The organism is Klebsiella sp. Ech2A, from assembly GCF_030078455.1.
GTDB classification, from domain to species: domain Bacteria; phylum Pseudomonadota; class Gammaproteobacteria; order Enterobacterales; family Enterobacteriaceae; genus Klebsiella; species Klebsiella terrigena.
Genome location: NZ_JAQGFU010000051.1, coordinates 1 through 25,993 on the forward strand (window position 1 = coordinate 1; position 25,993 = coordinate 25,993).

General features: G+C 55.7%; 24 protein-coding genes and 1 pseudogene. 12 read left to right on the top strand and 13 right to left on the bottom strand.

Annotation, left to right across the window (positions count from 1 at the left end):
- A partial coding sequence (locus PFH44_RS11905) for a YbhB/YbcL family Raf kinase inhibitor-like protein (protein ID WP_283825094.1) occupies positions 1-273 on the bottom strand: 273 nt, incomplete at its 3' end.
- Positions 274-491: 218 nt separating this feature from the next.
- On the opposite strand from PFH44_RS11905, the gene rlmI reads away from it, so the two are divergent.
- Both rlmI and hspQ read left to right on the top strand, forming a co-directional pair.
- Positions 492-1,667 (top strand): 23S rRNA (cytosine(1962)-C(5))-methyltransferase RlmI, encoded by a 1,176-nt coding sequence (gene rlmI / locus PFH44_RS11910; protein WP_200894902.1) that lies wholly within the window; start codon positions 492-494, stop codon positions 1,665-1,667.
- Between the two features lie 59 nt (positions 1,668-1,726).
- Entirely contained in the window at positions 1,727-2,044 is a 318-nt protein-coding gene (hspQ, locus tag PFH44_RS11915; protein ID WP_283825095.1) for a heat shock protein HspQ, read from the top strand.
- A gap of 33 nt (positions 2,045-2,077) precedes the next feature.
- Here the strand turns inward: hspQ and PFH44_RS11920 are convergent, their stop codons facing one another.
- Positions 2,078-2,491, bottom strand: coding sequence for a CoA-binding protein (locus PFH44_RS11920; RefSeq protein ID WP_041144836.1), 414 nt, complete (start codon positions 2,489-2,491; stop codon positions 2,078-2,080).
- 154 nt (positions 2,492-2,645) lie between these two features.
- On the opposite strand from PFH44_RS11920, the gene mgsA reads away from it, so the two are divergent.
- Positions 2,646-3,104 (top strand): methylglyoxal synthase, encoded by a 459-nt coding sequence (gene mgsA, locus PFH44_RS11925; RefSeq protein ID WP_045855438.1) that lies wholly within the window; start codon positions 2,646-2,648, stop codon positions 3,102-3,104.
- Between the two features lie 28 nt (positions 3,105-3,132).
- On the opposite strand, the gene helD is transcribed toward mgsA, so the two are convergent.
- Positions 3,133-5,187, bottom strand: coding sequence for a DNA helicase IV (gene helD / locus PFH44_RS11930; protein WP_283825096.1), 2,055 nt, complete (start codon positions 5,185-5,187; stop codon positions 3,133-3,135).
- 122 nt (positions 5,188-5,309) lie between these two features.
- Between helD and PFH44_RS11935 the strand changes: the two genes are divergently transcribed.
- Together PFH44_RS11935 and yccS are read left to right on the top strand one after the other, a co-directional pair.
- The gene (locus tag PFH44_RS11935; protein WP_041144834.1) at positions 5,310-5,756 is read left to right on the top strand and encodes a YccF domain-containing protein; all 447 of its coding nucleotides are present in this window, start codon (positions 5,310-5,312) and stop codon (positions 5,754-5,756) included.
- Positions 5,757-5,773: 17 nt separating this feature from the next.
- Complete coding sequence (yccS, locus tag PFH44_RS11940) at positions 5,774-7,909, top strand: YccS family putative transporter (RefSeq protein WP_283825097.1); 2,136 nt, start codon at positions 5,774-5,776, stop codon at positions 7,907-7,909.
- 13 nt (positions 7,910-7,922) lie between these two features.
- On the opposite strand, the gene PFH44_RS11945 is transcribed toward yccS, so the two are convergent.
- Positions 7,923-8,522, bottom strand: a complete 600-nt coding sequence (locus PFH44_RS11945) for a TfoX/Sxy family DNA transformation protein (RefSeq protein WP_283825098.1) — start codon at positions 8,520-8,522, stop codon at positions 7,923-7,925.
- 464 nt (positions 8,523-8,986) lie between these two features.
- On the opposite strand from PFH44_RS11945, the gene sulA reads away from it, so the two are divergent.
- Together sulA and ompA are read left to right on the top strand one after the other, a co-directional pair.
- Positions 8,987-9,496 carry an SOS-induced cell division inhibitor SulA gene (sulA, locus tag PFH44_RS11950; protein ID WP_041144831.1) on the top strand — a complete coding sequence of 170 codons (510 nt, stop codon included), beginning with the start codon at positions 8,987-8,989 and terminating at the stop codon, positions 9,494-9,496.
- A gap of 352 nt (positions 9,497-9,848) precedes the next feature.
- The gene (ompA, locus tag PFH44_RS11955) at positions 9,849-10,919 is read left to right on the top strand and encodes a porin OmpA (RefSeq protein WP_045855437.1); all 1,071 of its coding nucleotides are present in this window, start codon (positions 9,849-9,851) and stop codon (positions 10,917-10,919) included.
- A 103-nt stretch (positions 10,920-11,022) separates the two neighbouring features.
- Here the strand turns inward: ompA and matP are convergent, their stop codons facing one another.
- Positions 11,023-11,475 (bottom strand): macrodomain Ter protein MatP, encoded by a 453-nt coding sequence (gene matP / locus PFH44_RS11960; RefSeq protein ID WP_041144830.1) that lies wholly within the window; start codon positions 11,473-11,475, stop codon positions 11,023-11,025.
- Positions 11,476-11,660: 185 nt separating this feature from the next.
- Here matP and PFH44_RS11965 point away from each other — a divergent pair, with 185 nt between their 5' ends.
- Both PFH44_RS11965 and fabA read left to right on the top strand, forming a co-directional pair.
- A complete protein-coding gene (locus PFH44_RS11965; protein WP_283825099.1) occupies positions 11,661-13,418 on the top strand; it encodes a Lon protease family protein in 1,758 nt (585 codons plus the stop codon).
- 69 nt (positions 13,419-13,487) lie between these two features.
- Entirely contained in the window at positions 13,488-14,006 is a 519-nt protein-coding gene (fabA, locus tag PFH44_RS11970) for a bifunctional 3-hydroxydecanoyl-ACP dehydratase/trans-2-decenoyl-ACP isomerase (protein WP_041144828.1), read from the top strand.
- Positions 14,007-14,070: 64 nt separating this feature from the next.
- Here fabA and rmf read toward each other — a convergent pair whose 3' ends face one another.
- The 6 genes from rmf to rlmKL all read right to left on the bottom strand — a co-directional run bounded on the left by rmf (position 14,071) and on the right by rlmKL (position 21,993).
- Entirely contained in the window at positions 14,071-14,238 is a 168-nt protein-coding gene (gene rmf / locus PFH44_RS11975; RefSeq protein ID WP_004871568.1) for a ribosome modulation factor, read from the bottom strand.
- Between the two features lie 256 nt (positions 14,239-14,494).
- Positions 14,495-15,058: a membrane integrity-associated transporter subunit PqiC gene (gene pqiC, locus PFH44_RS11980; protein ID WP_283825100.1), complete on the bottom strand. Its 564-nt coding sequence runs from the start codon at positions 15,056-15,058 to the stop codon at positions 14,495-14,497.
- A complete protein-coding gene (gene pqiB, locus PFH44_RS11985; protein WP_283825101.1) occupies positions 15,058-16,695 on the bottom strand; it encodes an intermembrane transport protein PqiB in 1,638 nt (545 codons plus the stop codon). The genes pqiC and pqiB overlap by 1 nt, the downstream gene beginning before the upstream one ends.
- The gene (pqiA, locus tag PFH44_RS11990) at positions 16,685-17,953 is read right to left on the bottom strand and encodes a membrane integrity-associated transporter subunit PqiA (protein ID WP_283825102.1); all 1,269 of its coding nucleotides are present in this window, start codon (positions 17,951-17,953) and stop codon (positions 16,685-16,687) included. The genes pqiB and pqiA overlap by 11 nt, the downstream gene beginning before the upstream one ends.
- 14 nt (positions 17,954-17,967) lie before the next feature.
- The gene (locus tag PFH44_RS11995; RefSeq protein WP_283825103.1) at positions 17,968-19,875 is read right to left on the bottom strand and encodes an ABC transporter ATP-binding protein; all 1,908 of its coding nucleotides are present in this window, start codon (positions 19,873-19,875) and stop codon (positions 17,968-17,970) included.
- A 12-nt stretch (positions 19,876-19,887) separates the two neighbouring features.
- Positions 19,888-21,993, bottom strand: a complete 2,106-nt coding sequence (gene rlmKL, locus PFH44_RS12000) for a bifunctional 23S rRNA (guanine(2069)-N(7))-methyltransferase RlmK/23S rRNA (guanine(2445)-N(2))-methyltransferase RlmL (protein ID WP_045854678.1) — start codon at positions 21,991-21,993, stop codon at positions 19,888-19,890.
- Positions 21,994-22,091: 98 nt separating this feature from the next.
- Here rlmKL and PFH44_RS12005 point away from each other — a divergent pair, with 98 nt between their 5' ends.
- On the top strand, positions 22,092-23,201 hold the full coding sequence (locus PFH44_RS12005; protein WP_283825104.1) for a YcbX family protein: 1,110 nt from the start codon (positions 22,092-22,094) through the stop codon (positions 23,199-23,201).
- A 53-nt stretch (positions 23,202-23,254) separates the two neighbouring features.
- Here PFH44_RS12005 and zapC read toward each other — a convergent pair whose 3' ends face one another.
- Positions 23,255-23,797 (bottom strand): cell division protein ZapC, encoded by a 543-nt coding sequence (gene zapC, locus PFH44_RS12010; RefSeq protein ID WP_045854676.1) that lies wholly within the window; start codon positions 23,795-23,797, stop codon positions 23,255-23,257.
- 167 nt (positions 23,798-23,964) lie between these two features.
- A complete protein-coding gene (pyrD, locus tag PFH44_RS12015) occupies positions 23,965-24,975 on the bottom strand; it encodes a quinone-dependent dihydroorotate dehydrogenase (RefSeq protein ID WP_283825105.1) in 1,011 nt (336 codons plus the stop codon).
- A gap of 252 nt (positions 24,976-25,227) precedes the next feature.
- On the opposite strand from pyrD, the gene ssuE reads away from it, so the two are divergent.
- Positions 25,228-25,803 carry an NADPH-dependent FMN reductase gene (gene ssuE, locus PFH44_RS12020; protein WP_045854675.1) on the top strand — a complete coding sequence of 192 codons (576 nt, stop codon included), beginning with the start codon at positions 25,228-25,230 and terminating at the stop codon, positions 25,801-25,803.
- Positions 25,796-25,993 (top strand): annotated as a pseudogene (locus PFH44_RS12025) (aliphatic sulfonate ABC transporter substrate-binding protein); the annotation flags it as partial. The gene ssuE and the pseudogene PFH44_RS12025, both read left to right, overlap by 8 nt.

Below are 25,993 nucleotides of genomic sequence, written 5' to 3' on the forward strand. Positions count from 1 at the left end.
ATTCACCACCGTCCAGTGCCACCAGCCGCTGCCGGTTGGTGCATCCGGATCGTAGGCGGTGATGGCAAAGCTGCGGGTCCCCGACGGCGCGTTTTTCCAGGCCAGCTGCGGCGAGACGTTGCCGCCGGTGCAGCCAAAACCGCTGAACCAATGTACCTGAGCGAGGCGGCCTTCATCCCGCATATCGCCGCTGGTGACCTGAAACTGCGCCGCTGCCGCGCTGCCGCTTATCGCTAACATCAAAACCGCTGCTAAGCCGGATCCTGTTTTCATTGCATTTTCCTCTATTGGGTTGAGGAAAACACTGTAAGATCTGCAGGTGATTTTTATTGTGCCAAAGTGCCTGTGTTTTGTGCCGAAACGCTCACCTGCCTGCACCGCGGGCATGGTGCTTGCGGCGGCCACATGTGCTAACCTACGCGCCATTTTTCGGTGCCGACATTCCCGTTGCTAAAGGTAGCCCCATGACAGATTCCATTTTCCCCCGCTTAGTGTTGACCAAAGGACGCGAGAAATCCCTGCAGCGTCGCCATCCCTGGATTTTCTCCGGCGCCGTCGCCCGTATGGAAGGTAAAGCCCGTTCCGGCGAAACTATCGATATCGTTGATTCGCAGGGGAAATGGCTGGCTCGCGGCGCGTTCTCTCCGTCGTCGCAGATCCGCGCGCGCGTCTGGAGTTTTGACCGCAGCGAGGAGATCGATATTGCCTTTTTCGAACGCCGTCTGCAGCAGGCGCAAACCTGGCGCGAATGGCTGGCGGAGCGCGATGGCCTCGACAGCTATCGTCTGATTGCCGGCGAGTCTGACGGGCTTCCGGGCGTGACGATCGACCGCTTCGGCAATTTTTTCGTTCTGCAGCTGCTTAGCGCTGGCGCAGAATATCAGCGCGCCTCCATCGTTAGCGCACTGCAAACGCTGTTCCCGACCTGCTCCATCTACGATCGCAGCGATGTCGCGGTACGTAAAAAAGAGGGTCTGGATCTGGCGCAGGGCCTGGTTACCGGCGAAATGCCGCCTGCGCTGCTGCCCATCACCGAGCACGGAATGCAGCTGCTGGTGGATATTCAGGGCGGCCACAAAACCGGCTACTATCTCGATCAGCGCGATAGCCGCCTGGCGACCCGCCGCTATGTTGCCGACAAACGCGTCCTCAACTGCTTCTCCTATACCGGCGGTTTCGCCGTTTCTGCCCTGATGGGCGGCTGCAGCCAGGTCATCAGCGTGGACACTTCTCAGGAAGCGCTGGACGTGGCGAAGCAGAATATCGAACTGAACCAGCTCGATCTCTCCAAAGCTGAATTTGTCCGCGATGACGTCTTTAAGCTGCTGCGTAAGTATCGCGACCAGAATGAAAAGTTTGACGTGATCGTGATGGATCCGCCGAAGTTTGTTGAGAATAAAAGCCAGCTGATGGGCGCCTGCCGCGGCTATAAAGATATCAACATGCTGGCTATCCAGCTGCTCAATCCCGGCGGGATCCTGCTGACCTTCTCCTGCTCGGGTCTGATGGCTACCGATTTATTTCAGAAAATCATCGCCGATGCCGCAATTGACGCCGGACGTGATGTACAATTTATAGAACAGTTCCGCCAGGCTGCCGACCATCCCGTGATCGCAACCTACCCGGAAGGTCTGTATCTGAAAGGGTTTGCCTGCCGCATCATGTAACTTGAAAAGCGCAACGTTGCCCGCATATAGCAGGTAATAACGTTTCCCAGGAGGTGCCTATGATTGCCAGCAAATTCGGTATTGGCCAGCAGGTTCGCCATACTCTGTTAGGCTTCCTCGGCGTGGTCGTTGATATCGATCCAGAATATTCGCTTGCAGAGCCGTCGGAGGACGAAATTGCGGCCAACGACGAGCTGCGGGCGTTGCCCTGGTATCATGTGGTGATGGAAGATGAGGATGGTCAGCCCGTTCATACCTATCTTGCCGAAGCGCAGCTCAGCAGCGAACCCAGCGATGAGCATCCGGAGCAGCCGTCAATGGACGAGCTGGCAAGGACCATTCGCCAGCAGCTTCAGGCGCCTCGACTGCGCAACTAGCAGAAAAAACCCCGCAACGGCGGGGTTTTTTATTTACTTCGCCAGACCTAATCTCGGGATTTCAATCGCCGGACAGCGGTCCATCACTACGGTTAGCCCTGCCTCTCGCGCCAGAACAGCCGCCTGCTCGTTAATCACGCCTAGCTGCAGCCACAGCGTTTTCGCACCGATGGCAATGGCCTCCTGAGCAACGCCCAGCGCCGCATCAGAGTTGCGAAAGACGTCGACCATATCCACTTTTTCCGCAACATCGGCCAGCGTTGCGTAGCCCTGTTGCCCCATGAGGGTTTTACCCGCCACCTTCGGTGAAACCGGGATCACGTGGTACCCCTGCTCCAGCAGATACTTCATCACCCGGTAGCTTGGGCGGTCCGGTTTGTCACTGGCTCCCACCAGCGCAATCGTCCGGGTTGAGGTCAGAATGCCTGCGATATCGTTCTCTTTCATTTTATCCTCCCGCTATTTAGCCCAAGTGTAAGCTAATCCGGGCTAACCGGCCATCTGCCCTGACTCGCGGCTACGTCAAAATTTTTCACCCTGATGCTTGCAGCAGCAGTCACTTCCAGTAATCTGTCTGCAGGCTAAAATGTGGAATGAAATTATGGAACTGACGACACGTACGCTACCCGCGCGCAAACATATCGCTCTGGTTGCTCACGATCACTGTAAAGATATGCTGATGAAGTGGGTTGCTCGCCACCAGGCGCTGCTGGCTCAACACGAACTCTACGCAACGGGTACCACCGGAAACCTTATCTCCAGGGCAACCGGGCTTGAAGTGAACGCGATGCTGAGCGGCCCGATGGGCGGCGACCAGCAGGTCGGCGCGCTGATTGCAGAGGGGAAAATTGATGTGCTGATTTTCTTCTGGGATCCGCTGAACGCCGTGCCTCACGACCCGGACGTTAAGGCGCTGCTGCGTCTGGCGACGGTATGGAATATTCCCGTTGCGACCAATGCCTCAACCGCCGACTTTATTATCCTGTCGCCGCACTTTGGCGAGCCTCTCGATATTCTGATCCCGGATTATCAGCGTTATCTGGCGGACCGCCTTAAATAGCCCCTGCTGGCGGCCAGGCCGCCAGCCGTTAAGGTTTTCTTGCTACCGGTACATCCAGCGCTTCCAGCATCTCCACAAACGCAGACGGCCGCTCTTTGTTGAACAGCAGCCAAACGCGAAGGCGTGCACGAGTGATGGCAACGTACAGCAAGCGCCGCTCTTCTGCATCGGGAAAATCCTCTGGCTGCGGCAGCAGCGCCTCTTCCATAATCGACTCCCGCGCCGGAGCCGGGAACGCATCGTCACCATCCTGAAGCCCAAGGACAATCACGTAATCTGCCTGCTGCCCTTTGCTGGCATGGATCGTCATAAAATCGAGCTGCAGATTCGGCCATCGCGTAGCGGCCTTCTCCAGCGCGGCGGGTTTCAGATGATGGTAGCGCGCCAATAGCAGGATCCGCTGGTCTGGTTTCACGTAGCCGCTCAGCTTATCGAGCAAATCATCAAGCTTATCGTCCGCCAGCAGCGTCACGGCCTTTTTATCCCCGGCGGTCAGGCTGTTGAGCGGCTTGCTCAGCTGGTGTGGGTTTTGTTGAATAAAACCGTTCGCCACTTCGCCAATGCGGCCATTAAAACGGTACGTGGTATCCAGCGCGCAGCAGTCCCCTTCGCCAAAATAGTGGTTGAACGCGGTAGTCAGCGAAAGCTGGGCGCCGCTGAAGCGATAGATTGCCTGCCAGTCGTCGCCAACCGCAAACAGCGTGGTCTGGGTATTCTGCCGGCGCAGCGCGGCAAGCAGCGAAGCCCGCTGCGGTGAAATATCCTGAAATTCATCGACCAGAATATGCTTCCACGGGCTGACAAAACGGCCTTTATCAAGAATATTGATGGCCTGATGGATCAGGCCGGAGAAATCGACCGCATTTTCCTCTTTCAGCGCCGTTTTCCACGCTTTCAACAGCGGCGCCATTAATTTTACGCGCTTAGCAAAAAGCTCGCGTATATCCTCCGGCGCGCCGGCGATCATCTCCGCCTGTGAACCGCCGTGCATACGCATCAGGCTGACCCAGCGATCGAGGCGGCTCGCCATTCGCCGCTCTATTTTTTTGTCCTGCCAGAAATCGGTTTCCGGAACCTGCCAGCCCATCTCTTCTTCCAGCCACTGTCGCCAACCTTTGGCGTGAGCTTTTTTCTCCCGGCACTGCTGCTGCCAGTTTTTCAGCAGCAGCGCCTGGCGCGCCGGACTGTCGCTCTCAAGCTGGCTAATAGACGGTACTTTTTTACTGCCCTGCTGGATGATATGCAACGCCAGGGAGTGAAATGTCCGCGCCGAAATATCTTCGGAGCCCAACCGCTCGCGAATGCGCTCATCCATCTCCTGCGCCGCCTGACGACCAAACGCCAGCAGCAGGATCTGCTCCGCCGCCGCTTCACCTCTGGTCAGCAGCCATCCGGCACGGGCAACCAGCACCGAGGTCTTGCCGCTGCCGGCGCCGGCAAGCACCAGCAGAGAGCGCTCACCGTTCACTACCGCTCGCGCCTGCGCCGGGTTAAGCGGTGACGACTCCACGCCCGCAAAAAATGCGCCGTACTGCTCGAGCATCGAGGCCGTGAAAGCCTGATTGTGGGCCAGCCGGGCCACCTCGGTATCACCCAGCCAGCTCTGACATTGACGCCACAGCTCGCGGCAGTTGTCGAAGGCGTCAAGCCGGCTGGTCGGTATCGGCAGTCCGGTGAGCGCCCGGCGAATTTTCCCCTGCACCTCGCTGACCTGCTGACGGGTCAGCCACTTGCCCTCTGCGCTGGAGCGGGCGATCTCAGCCAGCTGCTGGCTCAGCACGTCGGCGGCAATGGCGCTCATGTCCGCGCTCCACTGCTGCCAGAGCGTATTCAGATGATGAAAGAAACGCTGGGTTTCATTCCATTCGGTACCATGCAAACGCACGACCTTGCCATCCGGGAGCACGAACTCAAGCTCGCCCCAGACCAGCCCACGCCGACAATGAACTGACAATAACTGATTGAAAGGTATAAGATACTCGTGGCTATCGCCGGAAACTTTTACCCCGGCGTTAAGCAGCTGCACCCTATCATAGGGATGCTGCGCCATGCGTTTGCCCAATGTTGTCGCTTTAAGTTCCATATCATGCCGAATTTCAATCAGGTTGGATGTTTTTAAGTTTAACCGCCAGTGACCGGGTGCTCCAGCGTAAAAAACGTTACAATAGCCGGGTCTTATTATCCACAGGAGTGAACGGAGGGTTTATGCGTACCATTCTGAATATTTTGAACTTTATCCTCGGCGGTTTCGCCACTACGCTGGGCTGGCTGCTGGCAACGCTGGTCAGCATCATTCTGATCTTCACGCTGCCGCTGACCCGCTCATGCTGGGAAATAACCCGACTATCTCTTCTACCCTATGGGAATGAAGCCATTCACGTCGATGAGCTCGAGCCGCAGGGCAAAAATAGCCTGCTGAATGCAGGCGGTACCGTGCTGAATATTCTATGGTTTATTTTCTTCGGCTGGTGGCTGTGCCTGATGCATATCTTTAGCGGTATCGCCCAGTGCCTGACCATTATCGGTATCCCGGTGGGCATCGCTAACTTTAAAATTGCCGCTATTGCGCTGTGGCCCGTGGGACGCAGGGTCGTTTCCGTCGAAACCGCCCGCGCCGCGCGTGAAGCGAATGCGCGCCGTCGCTTCCAGTAATCGGACGGAATACTGACATGCTTAGCCCCCTGCTACGCCGTTATACATGGAACAGCGCCTGGCTCTATAACGCCAGGATTTTCATCGCACTTTGCGGCACAACCGCCGTTCCATGGTGGCTTGGCGAAGTAAAACTAACGATTCCATTAACGCTCGGGGTCGTTGCCGCCGCGTTAACCGATCTCGACGACCGCCTGACCGGGCGGTTACGCAATCTGGCCATCACCCTGGTGTGCTTTTTTATCGCATCGGCTTCGGTGGAGCTGCTCTTTCCCTGGCCGTGGCTATTTGCTATCGGTTTAACCCTCTCGACCACCGGGTTTATTTTACTCGGCGGTTTGGGGCAGCGTTACGCCACGATTGCCTTCGGCGCTCTGCTGATCGCTATCTACACCATGCTGGGGGTCACGCTCTACGAGCGCTGGTATCTACAGCCGTTATTTTTGCTGACCGGGGCCGTTTGGTACAACCTGCTGACGCTGGCCGGACATATAATTTTCCCGATTCGCCCGCTTCAGGACAATCTTGCGCGCAGCTATGAGCTGCTGGCGCGCTATCTGGATCTCAAATCACGCATGTTTGACCCGGATATTGAAGACGAAAGCCAGGCGCCACTCTACGATCTGGCTATCGCCAACGGCCAGCTGGTTACGACGCTTAACCAGACAAAAACGTCGCTGCTCACCCGCCTGCGCGGCGACCGCGGGCAGCGAGGTACCCGACGGACGCTGCAGTATTACTTCGTTGCTCAGGATATCCACGAACGCGCCAGCTCATCTCATATCCAGTATCAAACGCTCCGAGACCGTTTTCGCTACAGCGACATCATGTTCCGCTTTCAGCGCATGCTATCGATGCAGGCTCAGGCGTGTCAGAAGTTATCCCGTGCTATTTTGCTGCGCGAACCCTACCAGCACGATGCGCATTTCGAGCGCGCATTTATGCATCTTGACGCCGCGCTCGACCGCGTACGGGCCAGCGGAGAGCCGCCAGAGCAGGTCAAAGCGCTGGACTTCCTGCTGAATAACCTGAGAGCCATTGACGCTCAGCTGGCAACCATCGAGTCCGCTCAGGTTGCCGCCCCCGCGCACGGGACCACGGAAAATTTACTCGCAGAGGACCGTCTTAGCGGCTTCAGCGATATCTGGCTGCGCTTACGCCGCAACCTGTCACCGGAATCGGCCCTCTTTCGCCACGCGGTGAGAATGTCGCTGGTACTGTGCGCAGGCTATGCGTTTATCCAGCTAACCGGGCTCAATCACGGCTACTGGATACTGCTTACCAGCCTGTTTGTTTGTCAGCCAAACTATAACGCCACCCGTCACCGCCTGGCCCTGAGGATTATTGGCACCCTGGTGGGGGTGGCTATTGGTCTACCGATACTGCTGCTGGTACCCTCGGTCGAAGGCCAGCTGCTGCTGATCGTCCTTACCGGCGTCCTGTTCTTTGCCTTTCGCAATGTACAATATGCCCACGCCACCATGTTTATTACCCTACTGGTTCTGCTCTGCTTTAACCTGCTGGGGGAAGGCTTTGAAGTCGCTCTGCCGCGCATCTTCGATACCCTCATCGGCTGTGCGATTGCCTGGGCTGCGGTCAGCTTTATTTGGCCGGACTGGAAATTCCGTAACCTGCCGCGGGTTCTGGATCAGGCCATAAACGCCAACTGCCGATATCTCGACGCCATTCTTGAACAGTATCACCAGGGGCGCGATAACCGCCTGGCGTATCGGGTGGCGCGACGGGATGCCCATAGCCGGGACGGTGAGCTGGCTTCAGTCGTATCAAATTTATCAACGGAGCCCCGGGCTAATGCCGATATTCGTGAAACGGCCTTCCGCCTGCTCTGCCTGAACCATACCTTTACCAGCTACATTTCAGCGCTGGGGGCGCACCGGGAGAAGCTGACCACGCCGGAGACGTTGGTGCTGCTGGATGACGCCGTCTGCTACGTAGATGATGCGCTCCATCATTCACCGGCCGACGAGCAGCGGGTTCAGCAGGCGCTCACCCGCCTGCAGACCCGGATCCAACACCTCGAACCTCGCGCCGATAGCAAAGAGCCGCTGGTGCTCCAGCAAATCGGTCTGCTATTAGCGCTATTACCGGAAATCTGCCGCCTGCAGCAGCAGGTGGCAGTTCGGCCAGAGTAAATCGCGGCCAGCCTTACCGCTGGTTAAGAGCCCACTCCTGCAGCTCCTGACGCCGTGCCGTCGGGAGCGCAGCGGCGTGAACGCCGGTAATTGCCCCTTCCAGTGAATAGAGAATATTCAGCGTTACGGCCTTATTCGACTCTCGCAGCTTTAGCCACGCGCGCTGTGCACCAATATGACGCAGCGCCTGCTGATCTATTACTCCCGAGTTAATTAATAGTAGCTCCATATGAAAACTAATATTTGGCAGATCTTTCAGCCTTCCGGAATAACGCTGCTGGTTCTTTTCCTTTTGCGCCGCCTGCAATGAAAGCGACGATAGTTTGAAAAGCATTTGACTGTCACACCAAAGCGTTTCATTTATCTGATAATATTTAAGCAAAATTGGCCGCCCGTTTTTTCGCATTTTTAAAAGCTGATTTTCATGAGCAACGCAATATGCGGCGCCCTGCTCACAAATCTTAAGATAGATCTCCCCCTCTGCAACCATCGCAAATACGGTGTTGTCTATTGCCAGGCTATAGCCACCAAACAAAGGACGGCAGATTATTTTTCCTAATGGCGACAAGCACTTCTGAAATTTATGAAACCGTAGGGATGATATTTTTTTCATGATTATTCCTTGGTTAATCATGCGAATACTGAGTCATTTAGTTAACGGATCCGTTAGTTCAGAAAATAAGTGAGTTCTTTTATTGCAGCAAGATTATTTTAACGTTCGGCTCAATCATCTCATCATTTTGCGAGGTGCTTTCAAGAAATTACGCCTGCGCGAAACCTGATGTATTAAAGATAAAATATAAACGGAGCATTAATTAATAGTCGCACAAATAGTTTGTGCTCAAGGAGAGCGGCTCTAAACCTGGAGCTTCAAAAAATGTACGACCAGGCTCGCACGGCTTGCTGCTTATTGCGCAAAAATTTATGCCACGGCTTCAGCCTGGCGAGAGCAGGTCGCGGTGGGCGTGGCCAACAACGTCGAACAAATTTCGAACGACAACACGATAAATGAGGTTGATCTTTTCGCCGCCCGGATATACTGTATATGCATACAGTAACCACAGGCGGAAATAGACAATGCTTACTTCAGCTTACGCAAATCGTTCATCACTGACTTCTGCTTCAGTACGTCGCCACTCCCATGACGCCGTCGAACAACCAGCCAGCGGGCTGATTAGTGAGATTGTCTACCGTGAAGATCAGCCGATGATGACGCAGCTGCTGCTGCTTCCTTTATTACAGCAGTTGGGTCAGCAATCCCGCTGGCAGCTCTGGCTCACGCCAAAACAGAAGCTGAGCCGCGAGTGGGTGCAATCCTCCGGCCTGCCGCTGTCGAAAGTCATGCAGATAAACCAGCTCTCCCCTTACAACACGGTAGAGTCAATGATTCGCGCCCTGCGTACGGGTAACTATAGCGTGGTAATCGGCTGGCTGGCAGATGAGCTAACGGCCGAAGAACATGAACGGCTGGTTAGTGCCGCTGAAGAAGGTCATGCGATGGGGTTCATCATGAGGCCTGTAGGAAATACGAGCCAGCATGGGAGACAACTGAGCGGGCTAAAAATTCACTCTAATTTGTATCATTAAGCTAAATTAGGATTAATCCTGGAATTTTTTTTGCGCAGTCCACAGGCGTACTTTTATAAGGGTTGTTTTGGTGCGGATGCCTGTCTGATGCGGTCTCGCAGGTTTCTTCGGTGAACGAAAACCAACCATATTTGTTAAATATTGTGTATACAACCCTTTTTTTTCATATGCCTGACGGAGTTCACACTTGTAAGTTTCGAACTAAGTTGTAGACTTTACATCGCCAGGGGTGATCGGCTTACGCTGCATGTATCAGCATAGTTAACAACAAGTCACGCCCCGGGTGAAGGATCTAACCGTGAGGTCTTTTGTACCTTCATGGCGAATTTTGGATGATAATGAGGCGCAGAAAATGAAAAAGACAGCTATCGCGATTGCAGTGGCACTGGCTGGCTTCGCTACCGTAGCGCAGGCCGCACCGAAAGATAACACCTGGTATGCAGGTGGTAAACTGGGCTGGTCCCAGTATCACGATACCGGTTTCTACGGTAACGGTTTCCAGAACAACAACGGCCCGACCCGTAACGATCAGCTGGGTGCTGGTGCGTTCGGTGGTTATCAGGTTAACCCGTACCTCGGTTTCGAAATGGGTTACGACTGGCTGGGACGTATGGCCTATAAAGGCAGCGTTGACAACGGCGCTTTCAAAGCTCAGGGCGTTCAGTTGACTGCTAAACTGGGTTACCCGATCACTGACGATCTGGACATCTACACCCGTCTGGGTGGTATGGTCTGGCGTGCAGATTCGAAAGGTAACTACGGTTCTACCGGTACTTCCCGCAGCGAACACGACACTGGCGTATCTCCGGTATTTGCTGGTGGTATCGAGTGGGCGATGACTCGCGACATCGCTACCCGTCTGGAATACCAGTGGGTTAACAACATCGGTGATGCAGGTACCGTTGGTACACGTCCTGATAACGGCATGCTGAGCGTAGGTGTTTCCTACCGTTTCGGTCAGGAAGAAGCAGCTCCGGTTGTAGCTCCTGCTCCGGCTCCGGCTCCGGAAGTGACTACCAAGCACTTCACTCTGAAGTCTGACGTACTGTTCAACTTCAACAAATCTACTCTGAAACCGGAAGGCCAGCAGGCTCTGGATCAGCTGTACACCCAGCTGAGCAACATGGATCCGAAAGACGGTTCCGCAGTTGTTCTGGGCTACACTGACCGCATCGGTTCTGACGCTTACAACCAGCAGCTGTCTGAGAAACGTGCTCAGTCCGTTGTTGATTACCTGGTATCTAAAGGTATCCCGGCTGGTAAAATCTCCGCTCGCGGTATGGGCGAATCCAACCCAGTTACTGGCAACACCTGTGACAACGTGAAAGCTCGCGCTGCACTGATCGATTGCCTGGCTCCGGATCGTCGCGTAGAGATCGAAGTTAAAGGTTACAAAGAAGTAGTAGCTCAGCCGCAGGCTTAAGTTTTACTACCGATAAAAAACCCCGCTGATGCGGGGTTTTTTTTGTCTCAAATTTAGCGTTAATGCGAAAAACGCTCGCGCATCGCGCTATCAGCTTTGCGGACTACTCTTTACCCAGCAATACCTGCAGGTCGTGCTTCAGGCTGGACATCTTGCTGGCATACTTCTCTTTATGCTCAGCGTCCTCAATCAGCTGTACGATAGTTTCCGACAGCGTTTTTCCCCGTCGCTGCGCCAGACCCGCGAGACGCTGCCACACCACAAACTCCAGGTCGATAGACTTTTTACGCGTATGCTGATGCTCAGCGTTAAAATGACGCTTGCGACGTGCGCGGATAGTCTGCTTCATCCGGTTCATTAGCTCCGGATTAATATGCTGATCAATCCAGGTGTTCACCAGAACCGGTTCATTTTCGAGCGTCAGCAAGACATCGACCGCGGCTTGCGCTGCGCTGGCTTCAATATAGCGGGTAATCAGCTCACCTTCCCGGTGCTTTTTAACCAGGTATTTCCATTTCCAGCCGCTTTCAAGATTTTCCAGTTGTTGATATTTCATTGCGATCTCAATGTGACCGTGTAACTCACTTCAGGATATCAGTTTTTTCTCGATGTGCTGAAAATAAATCATCATTCGTGATATGCGTTGCGTCGTTATCGTTAACGCAAACACGATCCTCCGTGTGCTCGGACGCGGCATAAGGTATAATCGCGCGTTTTACATCTCACTAAAAAACAGCGACTTTGACCATTACGAAACTTACCCGAAACGACCTTGCTCCTGATACGGAAAGTTATCAGGCGCTGTTTGCACAAGCTGATTTAGCCCAGCCAGAGGCTTCTCTGTCAGGCGAACTGCAGCCCCGTTTATTCTATGCGTTGGAGCAGCTACTGGTGACTCCGACCATTTCACCGTTCATGCTGGTTAAGGCCCCGGAAGAGCCGGAATACCTGCAGTGGTTAGCGGCAGAGACCCGCAGCCTATACCAACCGGCCGCGCCGCTCTATGGCGTGCGCTACCAGGTGAACGGTGGAAACGTCACCCTTTCGTCAGCCAAAAGCGCCGATGATAATTTTGCCAGCACCGCGCCGGTTGAATCAGCCGACTGGATTGAAGCAGAGCAGCTTTTTGGCTGCGTGCGCCAGTTTAACGGCGAAATATCCCTGCAGCCGGGTCTGGTTCATCGCAGCAACGGCGGCGTGCTTATTATCGCCCTGCGCGCGTTATTAGCCCAACCGCTGCTGTGGATGCGCCTGAAGAATATCGTTACCCGCCAGCGCTTCGACTGGCTCTCCATCGATGAGTCTCGTCCGCTGCCGATCAGCATTCCGTCGATGCCGCTCAATCTGAAGATTATTCTGGTCGGTGAACGCGATTCACTGGCTGATTTTCAGGATATGGAACCTGAGCTCTCAGCCCAGGCGATTTACAGCGAGTATGAAGACAACCTGCAAATCGCCGACGGCGACACCATGAAACAGTGGTGTCAGTGGGTATGGCAAAACGCGCAGCAGCTTGAGCTGCCAGGGCCGGCCGCCGATGCCTGGCCGCTGCTGATTCAGGAAGGCGCGCGCTATACCGGCGATCAGGAAACGCTGCCGCTGTGTCCGATGTGGATTGCCCGCCAGCTGCGCGAAGCCGCCGCTTTCAGCGAAGGTGAGCTTGTCTCCGCGGAAGAGATGCAGACCATGCTGGCTCGTCGTGAATGGCGCGAAGGCTATCTTGCCGAGCGGATCCAGGACGAAATCCTGCAAGAGCAAATTTTGATTGAGACCGATGGCGAATGCATCGGGCAAATCAACGCGCTGTCGGTGATCGAATTCCCCGGTCATCCGCGGGCCTTTGGTGAGCCGTCGCGCATCAGTTGCGTCGTCCATATCGGCGACGGTGAATTCATCGACGTTGAGCGCAAGGCCGAGCTGGGCGGTAACATCCATGCCAAAGGCATGATGATTATGCAGGCGTTCCTGATGTCCGAACTGGAACTCGAGCAGCAGCTCCCCTTCTCCGCATCGCTGACCTTCGAGCAATCCTACAGCGAAGTGGACGGCGATAGCGCCTCCATGGCCGAACTGTGCGCTTTAATCAGCGCCCTGGCCGGCGTGCCGATTAACCAAAGTATTGCCGTCACCGGCTCAGTCGATCAGTTCGGCCGCGTGCAGCCGGTGGGCGGGCTTAACGAAAAAATTGAAGGCTTCTTCACCATTTGCCAGCAGCGCGAGCTGACCGGCAAACAGGGAGTCATCATTCCTGCGGCGAATGTTCGTCATCTGAGCCTGGCGCCAGAACTACAGCAGGCCGTCGCTGAAGAGAAGTTTTTCATCTGGGCGGTGGAAGACGTTACGGAAGCGCTGCCTATGCTGACCCAGCTGCTGTGGGATGGTGAAGGGCAAACTTTACGCCAAACCATTCAGGAGCGGATTGCGCAGGCGACGCAGCAAGAGAGTCGTCATCGTTTTCCGTGGCCGCTACGCTGGTTAGGTGGTTCAGGTTCTAACTGATCGGACTTGTTCAGCTTACACGTGTTAGCTATCCTGCGTCCCGAACTCAAAATAAGGCTTACTGAAAACATGGTAGATAAACGCGAATCCTATACGAAAGAAGACCTTCTTGCCTCTGGCCGTGGTGAACTGTTTGGCGCAAAAGGCCCGCAGCTGCCCGCGCCAAGTATGCTGATGATGGACCGCGTCATCAAAATGAGCGAAACCGGCGGCAACTACGATAAAGGTTATGTCGAAGCAGAACTCGATATTAACCCGGACCTGTGGTTCTTCGGTTGCCACTTTATCGGCGATCCGGTGATGCCGGGCTGCCTGGGCCTCGACGCAATGTGGCAGCTCGTTGGCTTCTATCTGGGCTGGCTCGGCGGCGAAGGCAAAGGCCGCGCGCTGGGCGTGGGTGAAGTTAAATTCACCGGTCAGGTACTGCCGACTGCGAAGAAAGTGACCTATCGTATTCACTTTAAACGCGTTGTTAACCGTCGTCTGATTATGGGCCTGGCGGATGGTGAAGTACTGGTTGACGATCGTCTGATCTACACCGCAGCCGATCTGAAAGTGGGCCTGTTCCAGGACACTTCTGCGTTCTGATAAGCAGTAACGCTTAAAAAAGGCGAAGCCCCCGCTCGCGGAGGCTTCTTTTTTAAAGAGACAGTCAGGCAGTTTGTACCCTGTCCTCCATGGCTTCTCGCCAGCCTCCTAGCCAGTATGACCTTTGATTCAGGGTCTGGTAGGGACACATTTCTTTCGATCTTCCGGTTATCCCGGCCTGATATCCACGTTGATGTGCCCGTTCCAGGCGATCTCGTTTTTGTCTCTTCATGCCTCGTTTCCCTCATTCTTTGATCTGGTGGAAAAGAAAACAGTGGTCACTAAATATGCAACCACGGTTAACGAATACCGCGAATCAGAGGTCGCGTCAATGCGCAAAATTCACGCCATTGTCATATTTGTGAGCTACATGAAAGTTCATTTGTACAAAAACTGTGAACCAGCACAAGTAACAAGCTGACGAAACAAATAAAAAAACCGCCGCGGTTTTTCAGACCACAGCGGCTGTTTAGCTTCATGAATTTTACTTATGGCAGGCGATTCAGCTCGTTGGCAATAGCGATCGCTTCCTGAGTCCAGGCCTGGGCCATCGTTTTCACCATCGCATCATAGCCGTCCTGCTGCTGCTTAAGCTCAATGTTAAACGGACGCTTAATCAGCTGCCCCTGGTGCTTCAGCAGCCACTCTCCGCTGACGATAACCCGCCCGTCATAACGACCATGGAAGCCGTTAACCGAGACGTTCAGCGTATCCTGATCGTTGCCCAGCGGCTGCGAGGCCACCACCCAGCCGGGCAGCTGATTGCTTAAATTCGCGACCAGGGTCGTGCGCAGCTGCTGATCGAGTGGGCTGGCCCACAGATTATTGCTCGCAATCACGTACTGCACGTCGGTGGTCTGGTAGACCACCCCGTTACCCGCCAGATAATCAGGGATAGTGACCTGCTCAACCCACAGCAGGTTCTTCCCCTGATGGGCGGCGCTTTGCGCACCGCTTTGGGCGACCGGCAGCTGATAGTAGGTTTTATCCTCCCCGCTGCTGCTGCAGGCCGCCAGCGCGCATACCGCTGCCGCTACTAACCACTTTTTCATTATTTCGCTCCCTTCGGCTGCGGATCTTTTTTACCCTTGGCCTCAAATACCAGCGCGTTGCTCTTATCATTGAGCGTTTTCAGTACCGGCTGCAGTTCACGAAGAACCTGATCCAGTCGCTGCATATCCGCAACCATCTTATTGTATGCCGCAGACCCCGGCTGGAAGCCCTGCATACTGCGGTTCAGCTCACGCAGCGTATTCTGCATATCGCCAGGCAGCTGCTGCATCGACTGGCTTGAGGTGATCTTATTCAGGCTATCCAGCGTTGCCTGAACGTGCTGCATCGTTTTTTCGCTCTGCGCCAGCGTACTGGTCGCCTGCTCAAGCAGCGGGTTAATCGGCAGATTGTTAATCTTATCCAGCGCATCCATCAGGCGCTGCTGAATTTGCGCAAGACCGCCGCTGACCGTCGGAATGATCGGATACGAGCCAAACTCATGCATCTTGCCGCGCGGCGGCGCTTTCGGATAGAAGTCGAGATCGATATACAGCGCGCCGGTGATCAGATTGCCGGTTTTCAGCGAACCGCGCAGGCCGCGATTGATCAGATCGTCCATATGGGTGCGGATATCCGGATCGCTTCCAAGCTGGTTAATCAGCCGTTCCGGCTCGATGCGCACCTCTACCGGAATGCGATAGTCGTCATTCAGCCGCTGCTGCAGTCCTGGAATGAAGAACGGCACCTTGCCGACCGTGCCCAGGCGTATGCCGCGGAACTCCACCGGCGCGCCGGGCTGAAGGCCGCGGATCGAATCTTTAAAGAACATCACGTAGTCGATGTGCTGGGTAAAGACCGAATCCTGAATGCTTTTCTGATCGTCAAACAGATGGTAGCCGGTCCTGTTCGCCACCGGTTCTCCCAGATCCAGCCCTTCCGGAATATCAAAGCTCACCCCGCCGCCGAACAGCGTCGACAGCGATCCCATTTCCACCCGCATCCCGGCGGAGGTCAGATCCACGGCGATACCGCTGTCTTTCCAGAAGCGAACGTTGGTGGTAACCAGCCGATCGTTCGGCGCGTTGATAAACAGCTGATAGGTAATACTACGCTTTTGCGGATCGAAGGTGCTGGTCTCGACCGACCCGACCCGATAGCCGCGAAAGAGCACCGGGTCGCCCGGAGAGAGCTGGCCGGCCTTATTGCTTTCCAGCAGGATACGGATACCCTTCGCATCCGGCGAGGCCAATGGCGGCGAGTCCAGCAGCGGGTACTGCGCAGCATCCGCCCCTTTCGTTCCCGGCTGCAGCTCGATAAAGGCGCCGGATAGCAGCGTGCCAAGCCCGCTGATCCCTTCGCGCCCAACCTGCGGTTTTACCACCCAAAACACCGTATCCTGATGCAACAGCTTCTCCATACCGGAGTTCAGGCGAGCCTTAATCTCTACGTGCGTCAGGTCGTCCGTCAGGGTGGCGGTTTCTACCACGCCGACGTCAACGCTGCGGCTTTTAATCCGGGTTTTACCACCCTCAATGCCCTCGGCGTTGGTGGTGATCAGCGTCACCTCCGGCCCCTGATGGCTATAGTGATAAAAAAGAATCCACGCGCCGATTAGCACAGTGACGATGGGGAAGATCCATACTGGTGACCAGTTCTTCACCTTTTGCACTTTTGCTTCTCCGCTATTATTTTCCATGCTGCTGTATTTCCTCATGGCTTGAATCTGGTTCACGGTCCCACAACAAACGAGGGTCGAACGTCATCGCCGAAAACATTGTCATCACAACAACCAGCGCAAACATCACCGCCCCTATCGCAGGATAGATATTCATCAACCCTCCCATGCGCACCAGCGCCGAGAGTACAGCGATGACAAAGACATCAATCATTGACCAGCGGCCAACAAATTCCACTACTTCATAAATCAGATGCATGCGCTCTGAATCACGCGAACCATTGCCGTTGGCATTCCAGCACAGCCAGCCAATCGCGATCATTTTTAAGGTCGGCACCATAATACTGGCGATAAATATCACCAGCGCCACCGGATACGATCCTTCGCTCCACAGCAGGATCACCCCGGCCATGATCGTCGACGGCATTTTATCGCCCAGCAGGTCGGTTATCATAATGGGCATGATATTGGCCGGGAGATAGAGCAGGCACGAGGTGATCAGCAGCGCCAGCGTCCACTGCAGGCTATGCTTGCGCCGCGCCGTCCCTCTCGTCTGGCAGCGCGGGCATACCGCAGCGTCAGCGGGCAGAATGGCCGTACAGCAGGAGCAGGAGCGCAGACCCTGGCGAATGCCCGTGACGCCAATCTTCAGCGGCTGCTTAACCGCAGGCATTGGCGCAATGTCGTCCCACAGCCAGCGTCGGTCCACGCACTGCAGCGCGCGCAGCTGCAGCAGGCAGAACATACACCAGGGGAAAAAGCTCAGGCCAACGCCAATATCGCCGTAGGCCATGAGCTTCACGAAGCTCACCAGCACCCCGGCGAGAAAGATTTCCGCCATTCCCCAGGTTTTGAGGTGGAACAGGATCCGCGCGAGGAAAGCCTTTAGCGCAGCGGGCATACGAACGCGATTGACCAACAGCAAAATCGATATCAGGCAAAAGGCCGGCACCAGCTGCACAAAGAGGAGAAAGAAGGTGCCGAGGCTGGCGTAATCTTCGCTAAATAGCACATTGGGGATCTCCAGCAGCTCAATTTCGCTGTTGAGGCCCCCCACTTTCATGTAGACGAAGGGAAACAGGTTTGCCAGCAGCAGCATAAACAACGCGACCAGCGCATAGGCTGTGGGACGCTGCCGGGGCGCGTCCCATGAAGTCGTTAACGTTGTTCCGCAGCGCGGACATACGGCTTTCTGGCGATGCTCCAACTGGGGCAAAGCCACCAGCAGATCACATTGTGGACACAGGATATGCCGCGCAGCATGATGATGATCGCACATGAAAACTCCTCAGCTTATGCGCCGTTTTTTAATCCTTCGAGATATTCCCAGCGCTCAAAGGCCTTTTCCAGGGCCTGTTCCGCTTCAGACAGCTGCGCCAGCACCTGCTGCGTATGGTCATGCGACTGACCAAAGAAGGAGGTGTCGGCAACCTGATCCTGCAAGCTCTGAAGCTCGGCCTCCAGCTCTTCCAGACGCTGCGGCAGCTGCTCCAGCTCGCGCTGCAGGTTATAGCTTAGTTTGCTCGCTGCACGCTTAACACTTTCTGTTTTCGGCGGCGTTGCTTCAACGTTTTTTTTAGCTGCGGACTGTTTTTGCGCCAAAGACTGAGACTGCTGTCCGCGCGCGTCGTGGTAGCCGCCAACGTACTGACCGATGCGCCCTTCACCTTCGAAGATCCAGCATTCGGTCACGGTGTTATCGACGAACTGACGATCGTGGCTGACCAGCATCACGCTGCCCTGATAGCCGTCGATAAGCTCTTCCAGCAGCTCCAGAGTTTCGACATCCAGGTCGTTGGTCGGTTCATCGAGAATCAGCAGGTTGCTAGGCTTCAGGAACAAACGCGCCAGCAGCAGACGGTTACGCTCCCCGCCGGAGAGCGCGCGCACCGGCGTCATCGCCCGCTTCGGATGGAACAGGAAGTCCTGCAGATAGCCCAGCACGTGGCGCGGCTTACCGTTAACCAGCACCTCCTGCTTGCCTTCAGCGAGGTTATCCATCACCGTGCGGTCCGGATCCAGCTCGGCGCGGTGCTGATCGAAGTAGGCCACTTCCAGCTTGGTGCCGACGTGAACCCGTCCGCTGTCCGCCTGCAGCTGACCGAGCATCAGCTTCAGCAGCGTCGTTTTACCGCAGCCGTTAGGGCCAATCAGGGCAATTTTGTCGCCGCGCTGGATCTGCGCCGTGAAGTCTTTGACCAGCACCTTGCCGCCAACCTGGTAGTCAACGTTCTCCATCTCGAAGACGATTTTGCCCGAGCGTGACGCCTCTTCTACCTGCATCTTCGCGCTGCCCATCACTTCGCGGCGCTCGCCGCGCTCGCGACGCATCGCCTTCAGGGCGCGCACGCGGCCTTCGTTACGGGTACGACGCGCTTTGATCCCCTGACGGATCCAGACCTCTTCCTGCGCCAGCTTGCGATCGAACTCCGCGTTCTGCAGCTCTTCAACGCGCAGCGCTTCTTCTTTTTCCAGCAGATACTGATCGTAGTTGCCCGGATAGGTCACCAGCTTGCCGCGATCGAGATCGACGATCCGCGTGGCCATATTGCGAATAAATGAACGGTCGTGCGAAATGAAAATAATGGTGCCTTTAAAGGTCTTCAGGAAGCCTTCCAGCCAGTCGATAGTTTCGATATCGAGGTGGTTAGTCGGTTCATCCAGCAGCAGCACGCGCGGTCCGCTAACCAGCGCGCGGCCGAGGGCCGCTTTACGCAGCCAGCCGCCGGACAGCGAAGCCAGCTCGGCGTTGGCATCGAGGCCCAGCTGCTCCAGCACTTCGTTAATGCGGCTCTCCAGCTGCCACAGACCGAGGTTATCCAGCAGATCCTGCAGACGCGCCAGCTCGTTGAGGTTTTTATTGCTCGGGTCGGTCATCACCAGACGCGAAACGTCGTGATAGCCTTTAAGGTACGCCGCCTGCTCTTCGATGCCTTCGGCAACGAAGTCGTACACGGTACCCGCAATATTGCGCGGCGGATCCTGCTGCAGACGCGCAACGACCAGATCCTGTTCATAAATAATGCGCCCATCATCCAGACCCTGCTCGCGGTTGAGGATCTTCATCAGGGTGGATTTGCCCGCGCCGTTACGCCCAACCAGGCACACGCGCTCGTTATCTTCGATATGCAACTCGGCGTTATCCAGCAGCGGAGAGTCGCTGAAGGAGAGCCAGGCACCATGCATACTAATCAATGACATTCTTTATTCCTTTCAGGCTGCGGTAATCAGCCAGCAGTTGTGAATCTGACGGTTACGGGCAAAATCCTGAGATTGCGTTTTTTGCGTAATTTCCTGCGCTTTCAGGCCAAGCTGCGCCAGCCCGTCATGATCCATACGGAAACCGCGTTTATTGTTCGAGAACATGATCGTGCCGCCTTTACGCAGCAGACGTTTAAGATCGGTCAGCAGGCGCAGGTGATCGCTCTGTACGTCGAAGGTCTCTTCCATACGCTTTGAGTTAGAAAACGTCGGCGGATCGATAAAGATCAGGTCAAACTGTTCAGTGCTCTCACGCAGCCAGCCCAGCACGTCGGCCTGCATCAGGCGGTGCGAACGGCCGGTTAAGCCGTTGAGGCGCAGATTTCGCTCGGCCCACTCGAGGTAGGTACGCGACATATCGACGGTGGTCGTGGAGCGCGCGCCGCCGAGACCGGCATGAACGCTGGCGCTGCCGGTATAGGCAAAGAGGTTGAGGAAATCTTTGCCTTTGCTCATCTCGCCCAGCATGCGCCGCGCGATGCGGTGGTCGAGGAACAGGCCGGTATCGAGGTAATCGGTCAGGTTGACCCACAGACGGGCGTTATACTCCTGCACCTCGATAAAATCGCCTTTTTCGGCCATTTTCTGGTACTGGTTTTTGCCTTTCTGCCGTTCGCGAGTTTTCAACACCAGCTTATTCGGCGCGATACCTAAGACCGAAATCGTCGCGGCGATAATATCAAACAGGCGCTGGCGGGCTTTATGCGCGTCGACCGTTTTCGGCGGCGCGTACTCCTGCACCACCACCCACTCGCCGTAGCGGTCGATAGCGACGTTATATTCCGGGAGATCGGCATCGTACAGGCGGTAGCATTCGATACCTTCCTGGCGCGCCCATTTCTCAAATTTCTTCAGGTTTTTACGCAGACGGTTGGCGAAATCTTCGGCAAGCGAAACTGCTTTACCGCCCTCGTTTTCGGCAATGTGATAGTTTTTCTGCACGCAGTCCAGCGGGCCGTTTTTAGCCTTAAACTGCTTGTCGGCCCGCAGCTGCAGGCAGCTCAGCAGATCAGGAGAAGCGCTGAACAGCGACAGGTTCCAGCCGCCAAACTGGCTTTTCATCGTCCGACCGAGCAGGCTGTGCAGCGCGATCAGCGCCGGCTCGCTCTCCAGACGCTCGCCGTACGGCGGGTTACCGATCACCGTTCCGTACGGGCCTTTCGGCAGCGGGTTGCTCAGCTGAGCAACATCTTTAGCGGCAAACGTAATCAGCTCGCCTACGCCCGCGCGACGGGCGTTGCTGCGCGCGCGTTCAATCACCCGCGCGTCGACGTCGGAACCGTAGAAGCGGGACTCATACGCCGCCAGCCCTTTACGAGCTCGGGTCTGGGCTTCGGCCTTCACTTCTTTCCACACCGCATCATCGTGCTGGAGCCAGCCGTTGAAGCCCCAGTGGCCGCGATGCAGACCCGGTGCGCGATCGGTAGCCAGCATTGCGGCTTCGATCAGCAGCGTACCGGAACCGCACAGCGGATCGAGCAGCGGCGTACCCGGCACCCAGCCGGAACGCATGACGATCGCCGAGGCCAGCGTCTCTTTGATTGGCGCCATACCGGTACCGTCGCGGTAGCCGCGCAGATGCAGGCCTTCGCCGCTCAGATCTAACGAGATGTGCGCCGTCTCTTTGTTCAGCCAGACGTTGATCCGCAGATCGGGATTTTCGCGATCGACGTTCGGCCGCGGCAGGTTTTTGCGCGTAAAGCTGTCGACGATGGCATCTTTTACCTTCAGCGCGCCGTACTGGCTGTTACGAATCTCTTCGTTCAGCCCGCTAAAGTGCACGGCGAAAGTGGCGTCAGGGGTGAAAATCTCCGTCCATGGAATGGCCTGTACGCCGAGGTAAAGGTCCAAATCGCTATACACGCTACACTGGCCTAACGGCATCATGATACGTGAGGCCAGCCGGCTCCACATCAGGCTTTGATACAGCAGGCGCGTATCTCCCTGAAAATGGACCCCGCCCTGGACTACCTGGCAGTCCGCTGCGCCAAGTGATTCCAGTTCAGTTTTTAACAGCTCTTCAAGCCCACGAGCCGTACTGGCAAACAGAGAATTCATATCGTCACTTTTACTAAAAGAAAATTGGTGCGCATTATAGCCAATATGCGCCCCATGTCATAAAGTTAAAGGCTTATTTTTAAGCCCAGAGACTGCGCATGAAAACGCTATCGCGACTTTTTATTCATCCCGTCAAATCCATGCGTGGAATTGGCCTGACGCACGCGTTTGCCGATATCAGCGGTCTGGCCTTCGATCGCCTGTTTATGGTGACGGAAACGGATGGCACCTTCATTACCGCCCGCCAGTTTCCGCAGATGGTGAAATTCACCCCCGCTCCGCTGCAGGATGGCGTTCACCTGACCGCGCCTGACGGCAGCAGCGCGCTCGTTCGCTTCGCCGATTTTGCGCCTCAGGGCGAGCCTACCGAGGTGTGGGGAAACCATTTCACCGCCCTGGTGGCGCCGTCAACGGTTAACCAATGGCTAAGCGGCTTCTTTAATCGCCAGGTTCAGCTTCGCTGGTTGGGCCCGCAGCTGACCCGCCGCGTTAAGCGCCATGACGCCGTCCCGCTCACCTTTGCCGACGGTTACCCCTATTTACTCACCAACGAAGCCTCGCTGCGCGATCTGCAGCAGCGCTGCCCGGCCAGCGTCCGTATGGAGCAGTTTCGCCCTAATCTTGTGGTCACCGGCGCCGGGGCGTGGGAGGAGGATAGCTGGAAGGTGATTCGCATTGGCGAGGTGATTTTTGATGTCGCCAAGCCCTGCAGCCGCTGTATTTTTACCACCGTTAGTCCCGAGCGCGGGCAAAAACACCCGTCCGGCGAGCCGCTGGCCACGCTGCAGCGCTTCCGCACCGCGCTGGATAATGGCGATGTCGATTTCGGTCAAAACCTGATTGCCCGCAGCAGCGGCGTTATTCGCGTCGGCGATGAAGTCGAGGTGCTGAAGCGTGGCCCGGCGAAGGCCTATGGGGCGGGCGAAAGCGATGATAGTGAACCTTCTGCGGCTCAGCAGAATGCGACGGTTGATATTGAGTGGCAGGGGCAGCGTTTTACCGGGAATAACCAGCAGGTTCTGCTGGAACAGCTCGAGCAACAGGGGATCCGCGTGCCCTACTCCTGCCGGGCGGGCATCTGCGGCAGCTGCCGCATTCGGCTTGAGGAGGGAGAAGTCAGCCCGCTGAAGAAAAACGCCGTGGCGGCGGATGGCACTATTCTGTGCTGCAGCTGCGTACCGAAGACCGACCTGCGCCTGGCGCCCTGAGGCCTGCTGCGGCTCATCGGCTCATCGGCTGGCGGCCAAAGAGACTCGCCGGCCTAGACCGCCTCGCCGAGGCTGTAGCTGGAGAGACCCGGCGCGGGCTGCAGCCTGTCGTTCATAATTTTAATCACGTCGCCAAGCTGCATCACCCGTCCGGCCAGGGTTAACCCCGGCTGAGCCAGCAGGCACAGCGCGGCGTTTTCGCCGGGCTCCACCACCAGCAGATTCACCTGCTGCCCGGTATCGCTGAGCCAGGCGCTGGCGGTATCGCCGCCGCCGGGCTGCCAGCTCTCTTCATGGCTGGTGAAATGCCAGCTTTTCGGCATCTGGGGCTTAAGAAAACGAATGGCGACCAGCGCGTTAAGCACTAATTCAGCGCGCTGCTCTTTAGATAGTTCTATATCCCGGCATTTTTCTTCGAAGGAAAAATAAAGAGCGGCGTCGTCAACGCAGAATCCGGATGGCGCGAATGCATCGGGCGTGAGCATCCGGCGCGCAAAGCGCGAGCGGAACAACATGCCATTGGCCAAATCGAGCATCATACGATCGTGCTCTTCATCGTAATACCAACGCCAGTTATCGTCAGGTTTAATCCGCATTTTTCCCCCGTCCTCTTTCACTTCTATCTGTAATGCACGGCATACGGCAACAGAATTATTTCCAAAATTAAGAAAAGACTAAAATGTCTAAATAAGCAACAATGAGGGAATATAAAACAACCAGGGCCGGAAATAAAGCCCTGGGGGTGTTTCAGAGGGGGAAAAGATTAGATATTGGTAACAATTTCTTTAATCAGCGGCGGACCTTTAAAAATAAAGCCAGAATAAATCTGGACCAGCGTCGCGCCGGCGGCGATTTTTTCCCGGGCAGCAATCGCAGAGTCAATCCCGCCGACTCCGATAATTGGCAAGCGGCCGTTTAATTCTGTCGCCAGCATGCGGATAATCTCAGTGCTTTTTAATTGCAGAGGACGACCGCTGAGGCCACCGGTTTCATCGCAATATTGCATTCCCTGCACCAGCGAGCGATCGAGGGTGGTATTGGTGGCAATGACGCCGTCAATATTATGGCGAACCAGGCTATCGGCCACCTGGATCAATTCCTCAAGGGAAAGATCCGGGGCGATCTTCACGGCCACCGGGACATATTTTTGATGCTTTTGCTGCAGCTCAAGCTGCTTATTTTTAATACCGGAAAGTAAATCATCGAGCGCGTCGCCATATTGTAAAGTACGCAGCCCCGGGGTATTCGGTGAGGAGATGTTAATGGCGATATAGCCGGCGTAGGGATAGACTTTTTCCATACAAATCAGGTAATCATCTTTGCCCTGCTCAACCGGGGTGTCTTTATTTTTACCGATATTAATCCCAAGAATACCGTCAAAATGCGCCTTTTTAACGTTCTCGACGAGGTTATCAACACCGAGATTATTAAAGCCCATGCGGTTGATCAAACCTTCTGCCGCCACCAGGCGGAAGATCCTCGGCTTATCGTTACCCGACTGCGCGCGCGGCGTCACGGTACCAATTTCGATTGAACCAAAACCCATTGCCCCGAGCGCATCGATACACTCGCCGTTTTTATCCAGCCCGGCGGCAAGGCCCAGCGGATTCTTAAACGTGAGCCCCATGCAGGTCACCGGTTTAGACGGCACCTTCTGGCGGATCAGCATTTCAAGCGGCGTTCCCGATACACGGCGTAATTGTTGGAAGGTTACTTCATGAGCGCGCTCAGGATCGAGCTGAAAAAGAGCTTTACGAACGAAGGGGTAGTACATGAACTCTCCTGGATTCCCGGTGTGCAAACCGGGGGCGTATTATGTTCGATCCTCAGCGGAAAGGGAATTGACCTGTGACAAAAAATCGTCCATCCGACGCAAACGTTTACTTTTCCGCCCTGCTTTATGCAAATTCTGACAAAACAAGGGTGGAAAAATCATTTAGGTAAATAAATCGCCTCTGTCACACTGCCGGTAAATGTTATCAATAATAGATAAATGCAAACATTTAGTTATAAGGAGAGAGAGAACATGCGCGTCATCACACTTGCGGGCAGCCCGCGCTACCCTTCCCGTTCCAGCGCCCTTCTGGAATACGCCAGAGAGACGCTCTCCGCCGCTGATGTTGAAGTCTGCCACTGGCACCTGCAGAATTTTGCTCCGGAAGATCTTCTTTATGCGCGTTTCGATAATCCGGCGCTGCAGACGCTTAATGAACAGCTGGCCGGCGCGGATGGCCTGATTATCGCCACCCCGGTCTACAAAGCCTCTTTTTCCGGCGCGCTGAAGACGCTGCTCGACCTGCTGCCGGAACGCGCGCTGGAAGGTAAAATCGTCCTGCCCCTCGCGACCGGCGGCACCATCGCCCATATGCTGGCGGTGGACTATGCCCTGAAGCCGGTTCTTAACGCCCTGAAGGCCCAGGAGATCCTCCACGGCGTGTTTGCCGATGATAGCCAGGTAACTGACTATCAGCACAAGCCGCAGTTTACACCAAACCTGCAGGGTCGCCTCGACCTCGCCCTGGAGACGTTCTGGCAGGCGCTTCATCGGCCAACCAGCCGCGCGCCGGCCCTGAAAGCTACCCACGGAGTCGAACATGCGTAAACTCCTCGCTTCCCTGGCGCTGGGCGGGCTGCTGATGCTCTCCGCCCTGAGCCACGCGGCGCAGTCCGCACCGGACGCGCTGCGTATCGGCTATCAAAAAGGCAGCGTCAGCATGGTGCTGGCAAAAAGCCACCAGCTGCTGGAGCAGCGCTACCCGGGCACCAAAATATCCTGGGTAGAGTTTCCCGCC

Coding starts and splice junctions, on each gene's coding strand:
- sulA (WP_041144831.1), top strand. CDS start 8,987: ATGCTTACTTCAGCTTACGCAAATCGTTCATCACTGACTTCTGCTTCA.
- matP (WP_041144830.1), bottom strand. CDS start 11,475: ATGAAATATCAACAACTGGAAAATCTTGAAAGCGGCTGGAAATGGAAA.
- PFH44_RS12005 (WP_283825104.1), top strand. CDS start 22,092: ATGAAAACGCTATCGCGACTTTTTATTCATCCCGTCAAATCCATGCGT.
- PFH44_RS11945 (WP_283825098.1), bottom strand. CDS start 8,522: ATGAAAAAAATATCATCCCTACGGTTTCATAAATTTCAGAAGTGCTTG.
- ssuE (WP_045854675.1), top strand. CDS start 25,228: ATGCGCGTCATCACACTTGCGGGCAGCCCGCGCTACCCTTCCCGTTCC.
- PFH44_RS11995 (WP_283825103.1), bottom strand. CDS start 19,875: ATGTCATTGATTAGTATGCATGGTGCCTGGCTCTCCTTCAGCGACTCT.
- pqiC (WP_283825100.1), bottom strand. CDS start 15,058: ATGAAAAAGTGGTTAGTAGCGGCAGCGGTATGCGCGCTGGCGGCCTGC.
- pyrD (WP_283825105.1), bottom strand. CDS start 24,975: ATGTACTACCCCTTCGTTCGTAAAGCTCTTTTTCAGCTCGATCCTGAG.
- PFH44_RS11920 (WP_041144836.1), bottom strand. CDS start 2,491: ATGAAAGAGAACGATATCGCAGGCATTCTGACCTCAACCCGGACGATT.
- pqiB (WP_283825101.1), bottom strand. CDS start 16,695: ATGGAAAATAATAGCGGAGAAGCAAAAGTGCAAAAGGTGAAGAACTGG.
- zapC (WP_045854676.1), bottom strand. CDS start 23,797: ATGCGGATTAAACCTGACGATAACTGGCGTTGGTATTACGATGAAGAG.
- pqiA (WP_283825102.1), bottom strand. CDS start 17,953: ATGTGCGATCATCATCATGCTGCGCGGCATATCCTGTGTCCACAATGT.
- fabA (WP_041144828.1), top strand. CDS start 13,488: ATGGTAGATAAACGCGAATCCTATACGAAAGAAGACCTTCTTGCCTCT.
- ompA (WP_045855437.1), top strand. CDS start 9,849: ATGAAAAAGACAGCTATCGCGATTGCAGTGGCACTGGCTGGCTTCGCT.
- PFH44_RS11935 (WP_041144834.1), top strand. CDS start 5,310: ATGCGTACCATTCTGAATATTTTGAACTTTATCCTCGGCGGTTTCGCC.
- hspQ (WP_283825095.1), top strand. CDS start 1,727: ATGATTGCCAGCAAATTCGGTATTGGCCAGCAGGTTCGCCATACTCTG.
- helD (WP_283825096.1), bottom strand. CDS start 5,187: ATGGAACTTAAAGCGACAACATTGGGCAAACGCATGGCGCAGCATCCC.
- yccS (WP_283825097.1), top strand. CDS start 5,774: ATGCTTAGCCCCCTGCTACGCCGTTATACATGGAACAGCGCCTGGCTC.
- mgsA (WP_045855438.1), top strand. CDS start 2,646: ATGGAACTGACGACACGTACGCTACCCGCGCGCAAACATATCGCTCTG.
- rlmKL (WP_045854678.1), bottom strand. CDS start 21,993: ATGAATTCTCTGTTTGCCAGTACGGCTCGTGGGCTTGAAGAGCTGTTA.
- rmf (WP_004871568.1), bottom strand. CDS start 14,238: ATGAAGAGACAAAAACGAGATCGCCTGGAACGGGCACATCAACGTGGA.